Genomic DNA, 14,721 nt, shown 5'->3' on the forward strand with positions numbered 1-14,721 from the left:
GGCATTCTTCGAGGAGGTTTGCATGCGTACGCTTGAACTGGCTGGCGCCAGGGTCCCGGTTATCGGCCAGGGGACCTGGCAGATGGGCGAAGACCGTTCACGGCACACGGAGGAAGTCGCGGCACTGCGCCTGGGCATCGAACTGGGCATGAGCCTGATCGACACCGCTGAAATGTACGCCGAAGGCGGCGCCGAGGAAGTGGTCCGCGATGCCATCGCCGGCCAGCGCGACAGCGTCTTTCTGGTCAGCAAGGTGTACCCGCACAACGCCAGTCGCCAGGGCATTCCCCTGGCTTGCGAGCGAAGCCTGCGCAGGCTTGGCACCGATTACATCGATCTGTATCTGCTGCACTGGCGCGGCCAGTATCCCCTGGAAGAAACCGTCGACGCCTTCGAGCGCCTGCGCGAAGCCGGCAAGATCGGCCGTTGGGGCGTATCCAACTTCGACCTCGACGACCTGCTGGAACTGGACGCCCCGGCCTGCGCCACCAATCAGGTGCTCTACAACCTCGAACAACGGGGCATAGAATTTGATTTACTGCCCTGGAGCCAGCAACGGCGGTTGCCGGTCATGGCTTACTGCCCGATTGGCCAGGGCGGTAAAATGCTCTTCGACGCCACGCTCAAGCAGGTGGCCGCCCGGCACAGCGCCACGACGGCACAGGTGGCGCTGGCCTGGATACTGCGCCAGGAGGGAGTGATCGCCATCCCCAAGGCGGTCCGACTCGAACATGTACACCTCAATGCCCAAGCCGCCACGTTGCAGCTCGAGCCTGGGGATCTGGAGGCGCTGGACCAAGCGTTTAACGCGCCACAACGCAAACAGCGGCTGGCCATGGTCTGAACCACCGCAGTCAGAGAGCTTCGCCATGAGAAGCACCGACCACCTGGACCCGTTCAATCTGCAACGCTTTCTCCAGGCTCAGGAACCGGTATTCGACCGGGTTCAAAACGAGCTGAACAACGGACACAAGCGCAGTCACTGGATGTGGTTCATTTTTCCCCAGTTTGCCGGGCTCGGCGGCAGCGAGATGTCGCGCCGCTTTGCCATCCGCTCGCGGGAGGAAGCCCTGGCCTACCTTGAGCATCCGTTGCTGGGCGCCCGGCTGCGCACCTGCACCCAGGAGGTACTGAATATCCGGGAGAGCTCGGTAGCGGGGATTTTCGGCCATCCCGATGACCTGAAGTTTCATTCCTCGATGACTCTGTTTGCCCAGGTCGCCGACGCCGACAGTCTTTTCCAGCAAGCCCTGAACCAATACTTCCACGGCATCCTGGATGACTGGACCTTGTCGCTGATGGACTCAAAACAGGCCCAGTTGCCCCCCAATCAGGGTTGAGAAGTCGTCGTCGACAAACGGCAGTATCGCGTCCGCCACCGGTTGCAGCTGCCGGGTGATGTAGTGGTCGTAATCGATGGGCGCGCTGCGCACTTCCAGCGGCTCAGGGCCGGCGACGGTGATCACGTAGCTGATCCAGCCGCCGTTCTGGTACTGGCGCGGGCGCCCCTGCCGGTCGTTGTACTCGTCGGCCAGGCGCGCCGCGCGCACATGGGGCGGTACGTTGCGCTGATAGTCATCGAGGGTGCGGCGCAGGCGTTTGCGGTAGATCAGCCGGTCATCGAATTCGCCGGCCAGGGTCTTGCGCACGTAGTCACGCACATAATCCTGATAGGGCTTGCGCAGGAAGATCCGCGAATACAGCTCTTGCTGGAATTGCCGGGCCAGCAGCGACCAGTCGGTGCGCACGGTTTCCAGGCCTTTGTAGACCATTTCGTCGCTGCCGTCGTCCCGGGTGACCAGCCCGGCGTAGCGCTTTTTACTGCCTTCTTCGGCGCCGCGAATGGTCGGCATCAAAAAGCGCTTGTAGTGGGTTTCGAACTGCAATTCGAGAACGCTTTGCAAGCCGTACTCCTGCTGCACGTGCTCGCGCCACCACTGATTGACGTGCGCCACCAGCGCATGGCCGATCTGCGCCGCCTCCTGCTGGCCATGGGCGCGACGCAGCCAGACGAAGGTCGAGTCGGTGTCGCCGTAAATCACCGCGTGCCCCTGGGCCTCGATCAACTGGCGGGTGCGCAGCATGATTTCGTGCCCGCGCAAGGTGATGGACGACGCCAGGCGCGTGTCGAAGAAGCGACAACCGCTGGAGCCGAGCACACCGTAGAAGGCGTTCATGATGATCTTCAGCGCCTGGGACAGCGGTGCGTTGTGTTCGCGCTTGGCGGTTTCCCGGCCTTCGGCCACCCGGGCGACGATGGATGGCAGGCAATGCCGGGTGCGGGAAAAGCGCGCGCCACGAAAACCCGGCACCGACTCGCTATCGTCCGGGTGCTTGAGCCCTTCAATCAGCCCCACTGGATCAATCAGGAAGGTGCGGATGATCGACGGGTAGAGGCTTTTGTAGTCGAGCACCAGCACCGATTCGTACAGTCCCGGTTGCGAATCCATGACAAAACCGCCGGGGCTGGCTTCGGGTGGCTTGCCACCGAGGTTCGGCGCAACGAAACCCTGACGGTGCATCAGCGGCATGTACAGGTGCGTGAACGCCGCCACCGAACCGCCCATACGATCGGCTGGCAAACCGGTGACGCTGGCTCGCTCCAGCAGGAAGGTGAGCAGCTCGGTCCTGGCGAAAATCCGCGTGACCAGTTCGCAATCCTTGAGGTTGTATTTGGCCAGCGCCGGTTTGTCCTCGGCGAACATGCGATTGATTTCGTCCATGCGCTGGTACGGGTTGTCGATGGACTTGCCCTCGCCGAGCAAGGTTTGCGCGACGTTTTCCAGGCTGAACGAGGGGAAACTCCAGGTCGCCGAACGCAGGGCCTCGATACCGTCGATGATCAAGCGGCCAGCGGCTGAAGCGAAGTAATGGTTGCCGCTGCCGTGTTCACGCCACTGCATTTCCTCGCCGCCACGCCCCAGCTTCAACGGTACGGCCAGGCGTCGGGCGTGTTCGTGGAGCACCCGCAAGTCGAACTGCACGACGTTCCAGCCGATGATCGCGTCGGGGTCGAACCGGGCAAACCAGTCGTTGAGCTTTTTCAGCAACAGGGTCCGCGAATCGCAGTATTCGAGCTGGAAATCCACCTGGCTGGCGTCGCCATTGGGCGGACCGAGCATGTACACCTGACGCTCGCCGCAGCCTTCCAGGGCGATGGAATACAACTCGCCCTGGGCGGTGGTCTCGATGTCCAGGGACACCAGTTTGAGGCTCGGCCGGTAGTCCGGATCGGGTTTCATCTGGGCGTCGAGCAGCAGGCCCTCGGTATTCGACGTGCCACTGAAGCGCACCGGCGCGGTGATGAAGCGTTCCATCATGTAGCGTTCCGGCGGGCGCACGTCGGCTTCGAACACCTCGACACCGGCCCGGCGCAGCGCGGTTTCCAGGCGCATCAACTGGCCGTGTTGCTGGCAATAGAGACCGAGGACCGGACGATGTTCGAAATCCTGCAGGGCCAGGGGCTTGAGCTCGACGTTCTTCTCGTCATGCAAAATACTTTCGGCGGGCTGACGCTGCGCAGCGGGGATGAACGCCACCGACGGTTGATGAGGCAGGCGGATACGCCGGGGACCGCTGTCGGTCGCCAGCCAGAATTCGACTTCCGTACCGGCCGGGGTGTCGCGCCAATGCCGGGTCAGGACGAAGCCCTGCTGTAGATCCACCACTGCAAACCTCGAAACTGATTCAGAGGGTGATTCTACCCGTCATCAGTCGCGATAGCGCGTTTGCCGCAGGCCTGTCAGGCAGACACAGGTAGCTTGCTGGCCTTAAATGAGGGGTTTGCCGAAGAAAAACCGCTGAATGACGTTTTTTGCGTGTTATCTGCCGCATTCGCCCTTGCCCTGAACGCTCGCGTCTACGATTCTTCAAGAACAACGACAACACCCGAGTAACCACCATGAAAACCGTCGCCCAACTGCTCAAGCTCAAAGATCAGAAAAATCAGGAAGTGCACCAGATCAAACCCGACCACATGGTGCTCGAAGCACTGATGAAGATGGCCGAGAAAAACGTCGGCGCCTTGCTGGTGGTGGAGAATGATGAAGTGCTGGGCATCATCAGCGAACGGGACTACGCGCGAAAACTGGTGCTGCACGGCCGCTCTTCGGTAGGCACGCCGGTGCGCGACATCATGGTGTCACCGGTGATTACCGTCGACACCCATCAAACCGTGGAGACCTGCCTGGGCATCATGTCCGATAGACGTCTGCGTCACTTGCCGGTGGTCGAAGGCGGCAAACTGATCGGCCTGCTGTCGATCGGTGACCTGGTCAAGGAAGCGATTGCCGAACAGGCGGAACTGATCAAGCAGCTGGAACAGTACATTCGCGGGGAATAAATCCGGACACCTTGCTTTCCTCCTGTGGGAGCAGGCTCGCTCCCACATTTGGCTTTCAGGGTTTTCAGGCTGGCCAATGCCGGGCGAACACCGGCGCCAGCGCCGGGTGGCGGTCGATGCGTTCCAGCCAGGCGAAAAAACCTGGCCGGGCATTGCGCAAATGTTCCCGACTGCCCGCCCATCGCGAGATCACCGCCGCCAGCACATCCAGGGCCCCTGGCTTCTCGCTGCCCAGATACAACTCGCCCGAGAACTGATCGGCAAACACCTCCCAGCTCCAGTGCAGGCGCCGGCGGGCGCCCTCCATGAGGTTCTGCCTGGACGACTCATCCGCCTCGGCCAGCCAGCGTTCGGGGTAATCAATGATGCCGATGGCCGCATAACAATTGCTGACGATGTACGCCATGCCGCGAATGGCCTGGGCCCGCTCGGCCGGATCCTGCGGCAACAATCCCGATGCGGGAAAGGACAGACCGAGGTGAATCAGGATCGCCGCACTCTCGGTCAGGACGCCGCCATCGGGTAGCTGCAAGGTCGGAATCTGTTTGAGCGGATTGAGTTTCTCCAGCGCCTGGGCCGCCTCCGCGGATGCCTCGACATCGATGAAGCGATAAGGAATATCACAGAGTTCAAGGGCAGCTTCGATGGCCGCCGCCCCGGAGTTCTGATAACCGTAGAGCTGGTACATAAACGTCTCCTTTCACACCGCGATCTCTGCAGTGCCTCATCAATCGTCCCGGCAGAGGAACGCGCCAGCTATCCAGTGTAGAAGCCACTGCCCGCCACACAGCGGCCATCCGACGATCGCACCATCACGCCCACAAGGGGCACTGCGCGGGTCCTATCATTACCGTCGATGTTCACTATCTCCTCAATGAAGTTCTCATAAAAAATCCCCGGCGTAACATCTGCTCCATACCAACCCATAAGCACCCCGGAGCACACCATCATGAAACGCCAGACCCTCCTCAGCATCGCTTTCTCGGTTTTCGCAGTTAACGCTTTTGCCGCCACCTCTGCTCAACCTGTGGTCGCTGAAGGCGGCTCGGATCGTCTGATTGAAAGCCGTGTGGCCGAGGGTGGTTCCGATCGCCTGCTGGAAAAACGTGTTGCCGAAGGTGGCTCCGACAAACTGCTGCAAAACCGCGTCGCTGAAGGCGGCTCCGACAAGCTCCTGCAAAACCGCGTCGCTGAAGGCGGCTCGGACCGTCTGATCGAAAGCCGCGCCGTCTGAATGCAGTGCTTTACCGCAGGACTCAATGAAAACCTGGCCTCACCCGCCGGGTTTTTTATGCTTTTTTTGCGCCGCGATTACTTCCCGGCCCGCACCATGCAGCGCTGGTAACGCTCATCGACCCGTTTGGCGAACCACGCGGTGGTGAGTTTGCGGGTGATTTTCGGGCTTTGCAGCACGATCCCGGGCAACACTTCACGGGGCAACGGCCGGCCCTCGGCCCGTTCGGCCAGTTCGAAAACCCGCCGATAGAGTTTGCTGTCTTCGAACGCCAGGGTTTTCCCCTCCTCCAGTTGCTCCCGGATCGTCGGATTGCGCATGTCCAGTTGCTTGCCGAGGGTGCGCACGGCCAGTTCCGTGGTGCCGGGCATGATCGAACCGTAGCGCACCAGGTCGCCATCCAGCGCCAACGGGATACCGGAAGCCCGGCTCACCGCGTTCTGAAACGCGGCGTTACGGCTGGCGTACCAACCCGCGTTGAAGTCCGCAAAACGATACAGCGGCTGCGGGTAGCTCACCGGGTACCCAAGCAGATGCGCGATGCCGAAATACATGCCGCCGCGCCGGGTAAACACTTCATGACGAATCGAGCCCTGCACCGGGTACGGATAGCCCTTGGCCTGCTGTTCGGCAAAATCAATGCCGACCTGCATCGGCCCGCCGGTATGCACCGGATTGAAGCCGCCGAACAGTTTTTTTCCCATCGGTACCATGTCGATGAAGTCGTCGAAAATGGCGCTCAGTTCCTTTTCACTGCGCGCGGCACTCAGGCGGTCGCTATAGCTTTTACCGTTGGGCGAATCGAGCATTAACGCACCGCTCACCAGCAGGCCGGGAATGTGTGCCTTGGCGGCGCGACGGTCGATCTCGTCGCGGGCGATCTTGCCCAGGCCCGGTACGCCCGGATCGACCTGAAAGGTCGACTCCTGTTCGGTCACGGCCAGCACCGAGCACAGGTTTTGCGTGGTCGGCGAGATGTCTTGCGCGGTAAACGCCACCTGGATATCCGTGGCCCAACCCTGGGGATCGGCAGCCTTGGCCGGCAGCAAACGTACAATCTCGGCCTTCACTTCGGCCGGACTGCGCGCCACCGGTTCCTGGGTCCGTTGGCTGCCGCAACCGGCCAATACCAGCAACACGGCGACGCTTGTGATCAATCTGATTTGCATGTCGTTCCATCTAATCCGTTTGTCCGGGCCAACCATACGACCAATGGCAGGTCAGCGGCTACGTCCGTGGCAGTCCGACGGTTGCCGCCCTCCCCGACTGGACCATACTTGATTCACACAGCGAGGAGGACAGGCTCATGCACCGCAGCGATGTGTTGATCATCGGCGCCGGCCCGACCGGGCTGGTCCTGGCGTTGTGGCTGAGCAAACTGGGGGTTCGCGTGCGGATCGTCGACAAAACCTCGGCCCCCGGCACCACCTCCCGGGCGCTGGCCGTCCAGGCACGGACGCTGGAGTTGTATCGCCAGCTCGGACTGGACGACGCCGTGGTGCAACACGGCCATCAAGTAAAGGCCGGCAACTTCTGGGTCAAGGGTGAGCCCGTGGCGCGCCTGCCCCTGTCTCAAATCGGTGAAGGCCTGACGCCCTATTCGTTTCTCGAGATTTTCCCGCAGGACGAACACGAACGGCTGCTGATCGAGCGCCTGGAAGCCTTCGGTATCACGGTGGAACGCAACACTGAACTGGCAGGGTTCGAGCAAACCGCAGACGGCATTACGGCCACTCTGGACCTGCCCGACGGCCAGCAGGAAACCTGCCAGGCCTGTTACCTGGCCGGGTGCGACGGTGCCCGGTCGATTGTGCGCAAGACCCTGGATACCGGGTTTCCCGGCGGCACTTACCAACAGATTTTCTACGTCGCCGACGTGCAGGCCACCGGCCCGACATTCAACGGCGAACTGCATGTGGATCTCGACGAAGCGGACTTCCTCGCCGTGTTCCCACTGGGAGACAGTGGTCGCGCGCGCTTGATCGGCACGGTGCGCGACGAGCGCGCCGAACACGCCGAGACCCTGCGCTTCGAGGACGTCAGCAGCCGGGCCATCGAGCACATGAAGGTGAAGATCGAGCAACTGAACTGGTTTTCGACCTACCGCGTGCATCACCGAGTCGCCGATCACTTCCGTAACGGCCGGGCATTTTTGCTGGGTGATGCTGCCCATGTGCACAGCCCGGCGGGCGGCCAGGGCATGAACACCGGGATTGGCGATGCCATCAACCTGGCCTGGAAACTCGCGGCCGTGCTGAGCGGCGGCGCAGAGGCCAGGCTGCTCGACACCTATGAAACCGAGCGCATCGCGTTTGCGCGCAAACTGGTGGCGACCACCGACCGGGTCTTCACTTTCGTCACCGCCGACGGACCGATTGCCGATTTGCTGCGTACACGCCTGGCCCCGTTCTTGTTACCGAAAATGACCTCGTTCGAAGCCTCCCGCCAGTTCCTGTTTCGCACGGTGTCGCAGATCACCCTGAATTATCGTGGCATGCCGTTGAGCACGGGCGTTGCCGGGCACGTGCATGGCGGCGATCGCCTGCCCTGGGCCCATGACGGTGAGGGGGATAATTTCGAGTCGCTCAAGTGCCTGACCTGGCAGGTGCATGTCTATGGCGACACCAGCGACGAGATGATCGCCTGGTGCCACGAGCACCATTTGCCGCTGCATGTGTTCGACTGGCGACCGGCGTTCGAAGCGGCGGGCCTGGGGCGCAACGGCTTTTATCTGCTGCGGCCCGATACCTATGTGGCGATTGCCGAAACCTGCTCGGACCCGAAAGTGATCGAACGGTACTTCCGTGATCACAGGATCCGGCCGTTTTTTGGCGCTTCCTGAAAACACCACATTCCCCTGTGGGAGCGAGCCTGCTCGCTCCCACAGGGGAATGTGGTGTTTTCAGATCCCGGCCAAGGCCAGATCCATCGCAAAGTACGTAAAGATCAGGTCTGCCCCGGCACGTTTGATCGCCCCCAGGCTCTCGCGCACCACTCGGTCCTCATCGATGGCCCCGGCCTGGGCGGCAAACTTGATCATCGCGTACTCACCGCTCACCTGATAGGCCGACAGCGGCAGGCGCGAGGCTTCGCGGATGTCGCGGATGATGTCCAGGTACGCACCGGCTGGCTTGACCATCAGCGCATCGGCGCCTTCCTGCTCGTCGAGCAACGATTCGCGCACCGCTTCGCGGCGGTTCATCGGGTTCATCTGGTAGCTTTTACGGTCGCCCTTGAGCGCACTGCCACCCGCCTCGCGGAACGGGCCATAGAGCGCCGAGGCGAATTTTGTCGAATAGGCCATGATCGCCGTCTGGGTAAACCCGGCGTCATCGAGCGCCCGGCGAATCGCCTGGACCTGCCCGTCCATCGCCGCCGAGGGGGCAATCACGTCGGCACCGGCACGGGCCGCCGCGACGGCTTGCCGGCCGAGGTTGATCAGGGTCTGGTCGTTGTCCACTTCATGGTTGTGCAGCACGCCGCAATGGCCATGGTCGGTGTACTCGCAAAAACAGGTGTCGGACATCACGATCATTTCCGGCACTGCGTCCTTGGCGATGCGCGACATGCGCGAGACCAGGCCGTCATCGCGCCAGGTGTCGCTGCCGCTGCTGTCCAGGTGATGGGATACGCCGAAGGTCATCACCGACTTGATCCCGGCACGGGCGTAGCGCTCGATCTCGCCGGCCAGTTTCGACTCGGGAATGCGCATCACGCCCGGCATGCTTTTGATCGGCACGAAGTCGTCGATTTCTTCTTCGACAAAAATCGGCAGCACCAGGTCGTTCAGACTGAACTCGGTCTCCTGGAACAGGCTGCGCAGGCTCGCATTGCGGCGCAGACGGCGGGGGCGTGCTTCGGGGAACTGACTGGACATGGGTATTCCTGAATTTCAGAGGACGAGATGTAGGAGGTTTAATTCGAGATTGGTTTCGGGATTTCCAACCCGCGCACCACCGCCGGCCGCGCCAGGAAGCGTTCCAGCACCCGCGTCACGTTAGGGAAGTTCTGAATGCCCACCAGATCGCCGGCTTCATAGAAACCGATCAGGTTGCGCACCCACGGGAAAGTGGCGATGTCGGCGATGGTGTAGCGCTCGCCCATGATCCAGTCGCGCCCTTGCAGCCGGCCGTCGAGCACCTTGAGCAGGCGTCTGCTTTCCTCGACGTAGCGGTCACGGGGACGCTTGTCTTCGTAGTCCTTGCCGGCGAATTTGTTGAAAAAACCGAGCTGGCCGAACATCGGACCGATCCCGCCCATCTGGAACATCAGCCACTGAATCGTTTCGTAGCGCGCTGCCGATTCCTGGGCCAGCAGTTGCCCGCTCTTGTCGGCCAGGTAGATCAGAATCGCCCCCGACTCGAACAGCGCCAACGGCTGGTCGTCCGGACCGTGGGGGTCGAGGATCGCCGGGATCTTGTTGTTGGGGTTGAGGGAAAGAAATTCCGGGGACATCTGGTCGTTGGTGTCGAAGCCTACCCGGTGAGGTTCATACGGCAGGCCGATCTCTTCGAGCATGATCGAGACCTTGACGCCGTTGGGGGTCGGCAAGGAGTACAGCTGAATCCACTCGGGATACTGGGCAGGCCATTTGCGGGTGATGGGGAATGCGGACAAATCGGTCATGGGCGGGATCCACGAAGACATTGAGAGTGACGATCATAATGTAGATATCCGCTCAGCGATCCGTTGAAGCCATGAATCTCGCTGATAGGCAAGATCAAAAGAGATCACCACTTTTTCAACACCATCCGGTGTATTGTGTCCACATTTGTGCAACATCCTGTCGATAGCCTTCGCTGCAAACCCATGAAGGTTACCGGCACTCGACCGAAATCGAACCAAACGGGTTCAGGGGACTCTGAGCACCACTCCTTTGAAACGGACCGGCTTCAATGACATGGAAATCACCCGACGCTGGACAATCGTGGTGTAAAGCTTTGTCAGCCTTAACCGAATTGCGCTGAAGATCCTTTTACTCATGAACCTATTCAATTTTGCCAAACGCTCTAAACATCGCGCTTACCTTTTGTTGCCCGCCCTCTTGGTGGTCAGCGCGTTGTTCCTGTCCCTGGAGCCCGGCGCAAGTCGCGCCCAACCGATGGATGGCACCCAGACGCTGGTCTTCCTGCGCCACGGGGAAAAACCCGCCGCAGGCCTGGGCCAGCTCAATTGCCAGGGGCTCAACCGCGCCATCGACCTGGCCACGCTGCTGCCGGAAAAGTTCGGCAAGGCCAACTATGTGTTCGCGGCCAACCCGACCCGTAACGTCGAGGAAGGCGAGTTCGATAATTCCTACAGCTACATCCGCCCCCTGATGACCATCAGCCCCAGCGCCATCAAGCTGGGCCTGCCGGTGAACATCAATTTTTCCGCCAATGACACCAGTGACCTGGCCGATGAACTGCTCCAGGACAAGTATCACAACTCGGTCATCTACACGGCCTGGTCACACGGCTACCTGCCGGAGCTGATCAACACGGTGGCCGGCGAAGCCACCGGCAAGGATGCGAAGATCATCGACGACTGGGAGTCCGGCGACTACGACTCGCTGTATGTACTGACCCTGACCTGGCACAACGGCAAGGCCAGTTTGCAGAGCCACGTGTATCAACAAGGGCTGAACAATGGCTCGGTAACTTGCCCGACCTGAGGTTGTGCATTGCTTGATCGGGCCTGCTCGCGATGGGGCCGGCAAAAACACCCTCAACCTTTCTGACTGCCCCGCTCGCGCAGATACTCGAGAACCGCCCCTCGCTCCCCGGCAAACTCGATCCGTGCGTCTTTCTTCTCCCGCTGAAACGCATACATTGGATCGTAGTACTCGCACAGCAGCCCTTCGATCCAGCCCCGGTGCAGATCCACCGCGCCACTGCGGGCCTGCTCGGCCAACGCATCCTCCATCAAAATCAGCATGCGCCGATGACGTTCGCCGCCCAGGCGCTTCTGCACATTGTTCAGGCTTTCCAGCAAGCGTTCGGAAAACAACGCAAAGCCGTCTTCGCCATGCACGGCAATGAATTCGGCGCACAGATCCACCACATAATCGCGCAGGATCCGCTCGACCCGACCTTCCAGGCTGTCTTCCAGCCACACCATCGGAAACTGCTGCATACCCTGGTACAGCGGTAATGGCAACGCACAACTGCCCACCGCACGGCTTTCGTCTTCCAGTACGAACTGCTCGATGCCCAGGGCGCGTTTTTTCAGCACGTCTATGGCCAAGCGGTTTTCGAAGTCGATATTCGAGGGTTGGCCCGTGGCGCGTTTGCCGAAACTGGAGCCGCGATGGTTGGCATGACCTTCAAGATCCACGGCGTTGCCCAGTTGCGTGAGCACCTCGGTTTTGCCGGTGCCGGTCATCCCGCCCAACAGGACGAAATCGCACTGGGTCACGGCTTGATCGAGGGTGTCCAGCAGGAAGGTGCGCATGGCCTTGTAGCCGCCGCCCACCCGTGGATAGTCGATGCCGGCCTCCTCCTTGAGCCATTGCTGGACTATCTGCGAGCGCAGGCCGCCGCGAAAGCAATACAGAAGGCCATCCGGATGCGCCCGGGCAAAATCGGCCCAAGCCTGGATGCGTTCGGCCTTGACCGTGCCCGACACCAGTTGATGCCCCAGCACGATGGCCGCTTGTTGGCCGTGCTGCTTGTAGCAGGTACCGACCCGCTGGCGTTCATGGTCATTCATCAACGGCAGGTTGATCACGCCGGGAAACGCGCCCTTGTTGAATTCGACCGGCGCGCGGGCGTCCATCATTGACCGATCGTTGAGGAAGATGTCGCGGTAATCAGTGCAGTCGACGAACATCAAAACACCTCGACTGCGTTGCTCTGTCGCTCGACCAGTTCACCGATCGGTTCCAGGCTCAGGCCCAGTTCGGCGGCCACCGAAAGGAATTGCTCGTTGCCTTGCGGCGTCACGGCAATCAGCAGGCCACCGCTGGTCTGCGGATCGCAGAGCACGCGTTTGTGCAGCTCCTGAAGGCGTCCGAGCTTGCTGGCGTAGCTGTCGAAATTGCGCAGTGTCCCGCCGGGTACGCAGCCCTGTTCCAGGTAGTACTCCACCCCCGGCAAGCGCGGTACGCGGTCGTATTCAATGCGCGCCGTGAGCTGGCTGCCGTCGGCCATTTCCACCAGGTGCCCGAGCAGGCCGAAACCGGTGACGTCGGTCATCGCGGTTACGCCGTCGAGCTTGCCGAAACGGCTGCCGGGTTTGTTCAGGGTGCACATCCAGTCCCGGGCCAGGCCGATGTCGGCGTTGCGCAATTTGCCCTTTTTCTCGGCAGTGGTCAGGATGCCGATGCCCAGGGGCTTGGTGAGGTAGAGCAGGCAACCGGCGGTGGCGGTGTCGTTGCGCTTCATGTGGCGCTTTTCCACCAGGCCGGTGACAGCCAGGCCAAAGATCGGTTCTGGTGCGTCGATGGAGTGCCCGCCTGCCAGCGGAATACCCGCCGCGTCGCACACCGCACGGCCGCCGCGGATCACTTCCCGGGCAACTTCCGGCGCCAGCACGTTCACCGGCCAGCCCAGAATCGCAATCGCCATCAACGGATCGCCGCCCATGGCGTAGATGTCGCTTATGGCGTTGGTGGCGGCAATTCGGCCGAAATCGAAGGGATCGTCGACGATCGGCATGAAAAAGTCGGTGGTCGAGACCACGCCGCGTTCCTCATCGATGGCATACACCGCCGCGTCATCGCGCGAGGCATTGCCGACCCAAAGCTTCGGGTCGAGGTTCTGCGCCCCGCTGCCGGCCAGGATCACTTCCAGCACTTGGGGGGAAATCTTGCAACCGCAACCGGCGCCGTGGCTGTATTGGGTCAGGCGAATCGGCTCGCTCATGGGGTTACCTCTTGGAGTCTAGGTAACTAATCCTACAGCAAATGCGCCTTTTTCTTTGTAGGAGATGCCGCAGGCAACATCTCCCCGGGGGGGCGGAATCAAGGCAGCAGAATCACCTTCTCACCACTGCCCTGATTCACCTCGGCATAACGCTCCAGCCCTTCGGCCAATGGCGACTCGAACAAGCCTTGTGGCAGGGGCAACAAATCCTGATCGAAAAACTTGCCGAACTGATCGAGCATCGCCGCACACGCCTGCGCCCCGTACAGCAGCGAGTTGATTCCCACCACCGAGCCACCCTTGCGATACAACGCCAGGGCCGGCAACTGCACGTGACCGTCCACGGGGGCCGCGATGATCGCGATGCGGCCAAACGCGGCCAGGGCAGGCACCGAGGCCGGCAGCCAGAAACCGGTGGTGTCGAAAATCACGTCGGCGCCGCCAGCATAGACCGCGTTGACCTGAGCCCCGAGGTCTTCGGGTTTATCCAGTTGCAGGGTCTGGTAGCCCTGGTCCTGCAAATCCTTGACCTGTTCCGGACGCCGCGCGGCCGCCAACAGCCGGGCACCGCGCACCTTGGCCAAGGCCAGCGCGGCACTGCCGACCGCTCCGCCACCGATAACCAGCAATCGGGTTTCGGCCGTCACCAGGCTGCGCTCCAGTGCATCCCACGCCGTGGTGTACGGCACGCCGAGGCTGGCGGCCTGGGCGAAGCTCAAATGCGTGGGTTTGAGCGCCACGCCATTGGCCGGCAGCTTGACGAACTGCGCGTGGGAACCGTCGGCGAAAAAGCCCAGTTCCTTGCCCGTGCCCCAGACTTCCTGACCGATCAGCGCCTGCGGGCCGGCCACGACAACACCGGCAAAGTCACGACCGGGAATCCGCGGCAAGGTGGTGTAGGGAAAACGCCCCAGCACGTTCTTTACATCGCTGGGGTTGAGGCCGGCGGCCTTGATCTCGACCAGCACTTCATCGGCGCCGGGCACGGGATCAGGCACCTCGACATAGCGCAGGGCCGAGAGATCACCGGTTTTATCGAACTGCAGAGCTTTCATGGGCGTATCCATCGAGTCAAAAGGGGTTCAGGAGATCCAGCCAGTCACCAGCTCTCGGCCCATCGGCCAGAGCTTTTCGCCGGCGAGCATGCCGAGCAGGCCCACCAGCGCGATGGCCGGGGGTGCAGGGGAACGAAAATCCAGGGCGCCGTAGAGCAGACCGACGCCCAGACCGATGGCCAGTGACACGAGGTAGTTCATGGCAGACTCCAGGGCAATTGAGGTATGCGCTGAGTCTAGAGGGCG

Annotated in this window: 15 protein-coding genes; 6 read left to right on the top strand and 9 right to left on the bottom strand. The window is 61.5% G+C overall.

Annotated features, from left to right (window positions below):
- The first annotated feature begins 22 nt into the window (after positions 1 to 22).
- Together AC3ITY_RS22950 and AC3ITY_RS22955 are read left to right on the top strand one after the other, a co-directional pair.
- Positions 23 to 844, top strand: a complete 822-nt coding sequence (locus AC3ITY_RS22950; RefSeq protein ID WP_489305148.1) for an aldo/keto reductase — start codon at positions 23 to 25, stop codon at positions 842 to 844.
- 25 nt (positions 845 to 869) lie between these two features.
- Positions 870 to 1,340, top strand: a complete 471-nt coding sequence (locus AC3ITY_RS22955) for a DUF1810 domain-containing protein (RefSeq protein WP_489305149.1) — start codon at positions 870 to 872, stop codon at positions 1,338 to 1,340.
- On the opposite strand, the gene AC3ITY_RS22960 is transcribed toward AC3ITY_RS22955, so the two are convergent.
- A complete protein-coding gene (locus AC3ITY_RS22960) occupies positions 1,305 to 3,665 on the bottom strand; it encodes a DNA polymerase II (protein ID WP_489305150.1) in 2,361 nt (786 codons plus the stop codon). The two genes, AC3ITY_RS22955 and AC3ITY_RS22960, sit on opposite strands and share 36 nt — an antisense overlap.
- Positions 3,666 to 3,901: 236 nt before the next feature.
- Between AC3ITY_RS22960 and AC3ITY_RS22965 the strand changes: the two genes are divergently transcribed.
- Positions 3,902 to 4,342 carry a CBS domain-containing protein gene (locus AC3ITY_RS22965; RefSeq protein ID WP_007987990.1) on the top strand — a complete coding sequence of 147 codons (441 nt, stop codon included), beginning with the start codon at positions 3,902 to 3,904 and terminating at the stop codon, positions 4,340 to 4,342.
- A gap of 64 nt (positions 4,343 to 4,406) precedes the next feature.
- Here the strand turns inward: AC3ITY_RS22965 and AC3ITY_RS22970 are convergent, their stop codons facing one another.
- The gene (locus AC3ITY_RS22970; protein ID WP_489305151.1) at positions 4,407 to 5,030 is read right to left on the bottom strand and encodes a glutathione S-transferase family protein; all 624 of its coding nucleotides are present in this window, start codon (positions 5,028 to 5,030) and stop codon (positions 4,407 to 4,409) included.
- 261 nt (positions 5,031 to 5,291) lie between these two features.
- On the opposite strand from AC3ITY_RS22970, the gene AC3ITY_RS22975 reads away from it, so the two are divergent.
- On the top strand, positions 5,292 to 5,576 hold the full coding sequence (locus AC3ITY_RS22975; protein ID WP_489305152.1) for a hypothetical protein: 285 nt from the start codon (positions 5,292 to 5,294) through the stop codon (positions 5,574 to 5,576).
- A 77-nt stretch (positions 5,577 to 5,653) separates the two neighbouring features.
- Here the strand turns inward: AC3ITY_RS22975 and AC3ITY_RS22980 are convergent, their stop codons facing one another.
- Positions 5,654 to 6,745 carry a DUF1615 domain-containing protein gene (locus tag AC3ITY_RS22980; RefSeq protein WP_489305153.1) on the bottom strand — a complete coding sequence of 364 codons (1,092 nt, stop codon included), beginning with the start codon at positions 6,743 to 6,745 and terminating at the stop codon, positions 5,654 to 5,656.
- A gap of 137 nt (positions 6,746 to 6,882) precedes the next feature.
- Between AC3ITY_RS22980 and AC3ITY_RS22985 the strand changes: the two genes are divergently transcribed.
- Positions 6,883 to 8,418: an FAD-dependent oxidoreductase gene (locus AC3ITY_RS22985; RefSeq protein ID WP_489305154.1), complete on the top strand. Its 1,536-nt coding sequence runs from the start codon at positions 6,883 to 6,885 to the stop codon at positions 8,416 to 8,418.
- 60 nt (positions 8,419 to 8,478) lie between these two features.
- Here AC3ITY_RS22985 and hemB read toward each other — a convergent pair whose 3' ends face one another.
- The gene (gene hemB, locus AC3ITY_RS22990; protein ID WP_008021700.1) at positions 8,479 to 9,453 is read right to left on the bottom strand and encodes a porphobilinogen synthase; all 975 of its coding nucleotides are present in this window, start codon (positions 9,451 to 9,453) and stop codon (positions 8,479 to 8,481) included.
- A gap of 38 nt (positions 9,454 to 9,491) precedes the next feature.
- A complete protein-coding gene (locus AC3ITY_RS22995; RefSeq protein WP_489305155.1) occupies positions 9,492 to 10,202 on the bottom strand; it encodes a glutathione S-transferase family protein in 711 nt (236 codons plus the stop codon).
- A 355-nt stretch (positions 10,203 to 10,557) separates the two neighbouring features.
- Here AC3ITY_RS22995 and AC3ITY_RS23000 point away from each other — a divergent pair, with 355 nt between their 5' ends.
- Positions 10,558 to 11,229, top strand: coding sequence for a histidine phosphatase family protein (locus AC3ITY_RS23000; RefSeq protein ID WP_489305157.1), 672 nt, complete (start codon positions 10,558 to 10,560; stop codon positions 11,227 to 11,229).
- Positions 11,230 to 11,282: 53 nt separating this feature from the next.
- Here AC3ITY_RS23000 and mnmH read toward each other — a convergent pair whose 3' ends face one another.
- The 4 genes from mnmH to AC3ITY_RS23020 all read right to left on the bottom strand — a co-directional run bounded on the left by mnmH (position 11,283) and on the right by AC3ITY_RS23020 (position 14,676).
- On the bottom strand, positions 11,283 to 12,386 hold the full coding sequence (gene mnmH, locus AC3ITY_RS23005; RefSeq protein WP_489305159.1) for a tRNA 2-selenouridine(34) synthase MnmH: 1,104 nt from the start codon (positions 12,384 to 12,386) through the stop codon (positions 11,283 to 11,285).
- Positions 12,386 to 13,420: a selenide, water dikinase SelD gene (selD, locus tag AC3ITY_RS23010; RefSeq protein ID WP_489305161.1), complete on the bottom strand. Its 1,035-nt coding sequence runs from the start codon at positions 13,418 to 13,420 to the stop codon at positions 12,386 to 12,388. The genes mnmH and selD overlap by 1 nt, the downstream gene beginning before the upstream one ends.
- A 98-nt stretch (positions 13,421 to 13,518) precedes the next feature.
- The gene (locus AC3ITY_RS23015; RefSeq protein WP_489305163.1) at positions 13,519 to 14,475 is read right to left on the bottom strand and encodes a quinone oxidoreductase family protein; all 957 of its coding nucleotides are present in this window, start codon (positions 14,473 to 14,475) and stop codon (positions 13,519 to 13,521) included.
- A gap of 27 nt (positions 14,476 to 14,502) precedes the next feature.
- Entirely contained in the window at positions 14,503 to 14,676 is a 174-nt protein-coding gene (locus AC3ITY_RS23020) for a DUF1427 family protein (RefSeq protein WP_489305165.1), read from the bottom strand.
- Positions 14,677 to 14,721 lie beyond the last annotated feature (45 nt).

Source organism: Pseudomonas sp. GL_091, from assembly GCF_057837725.1.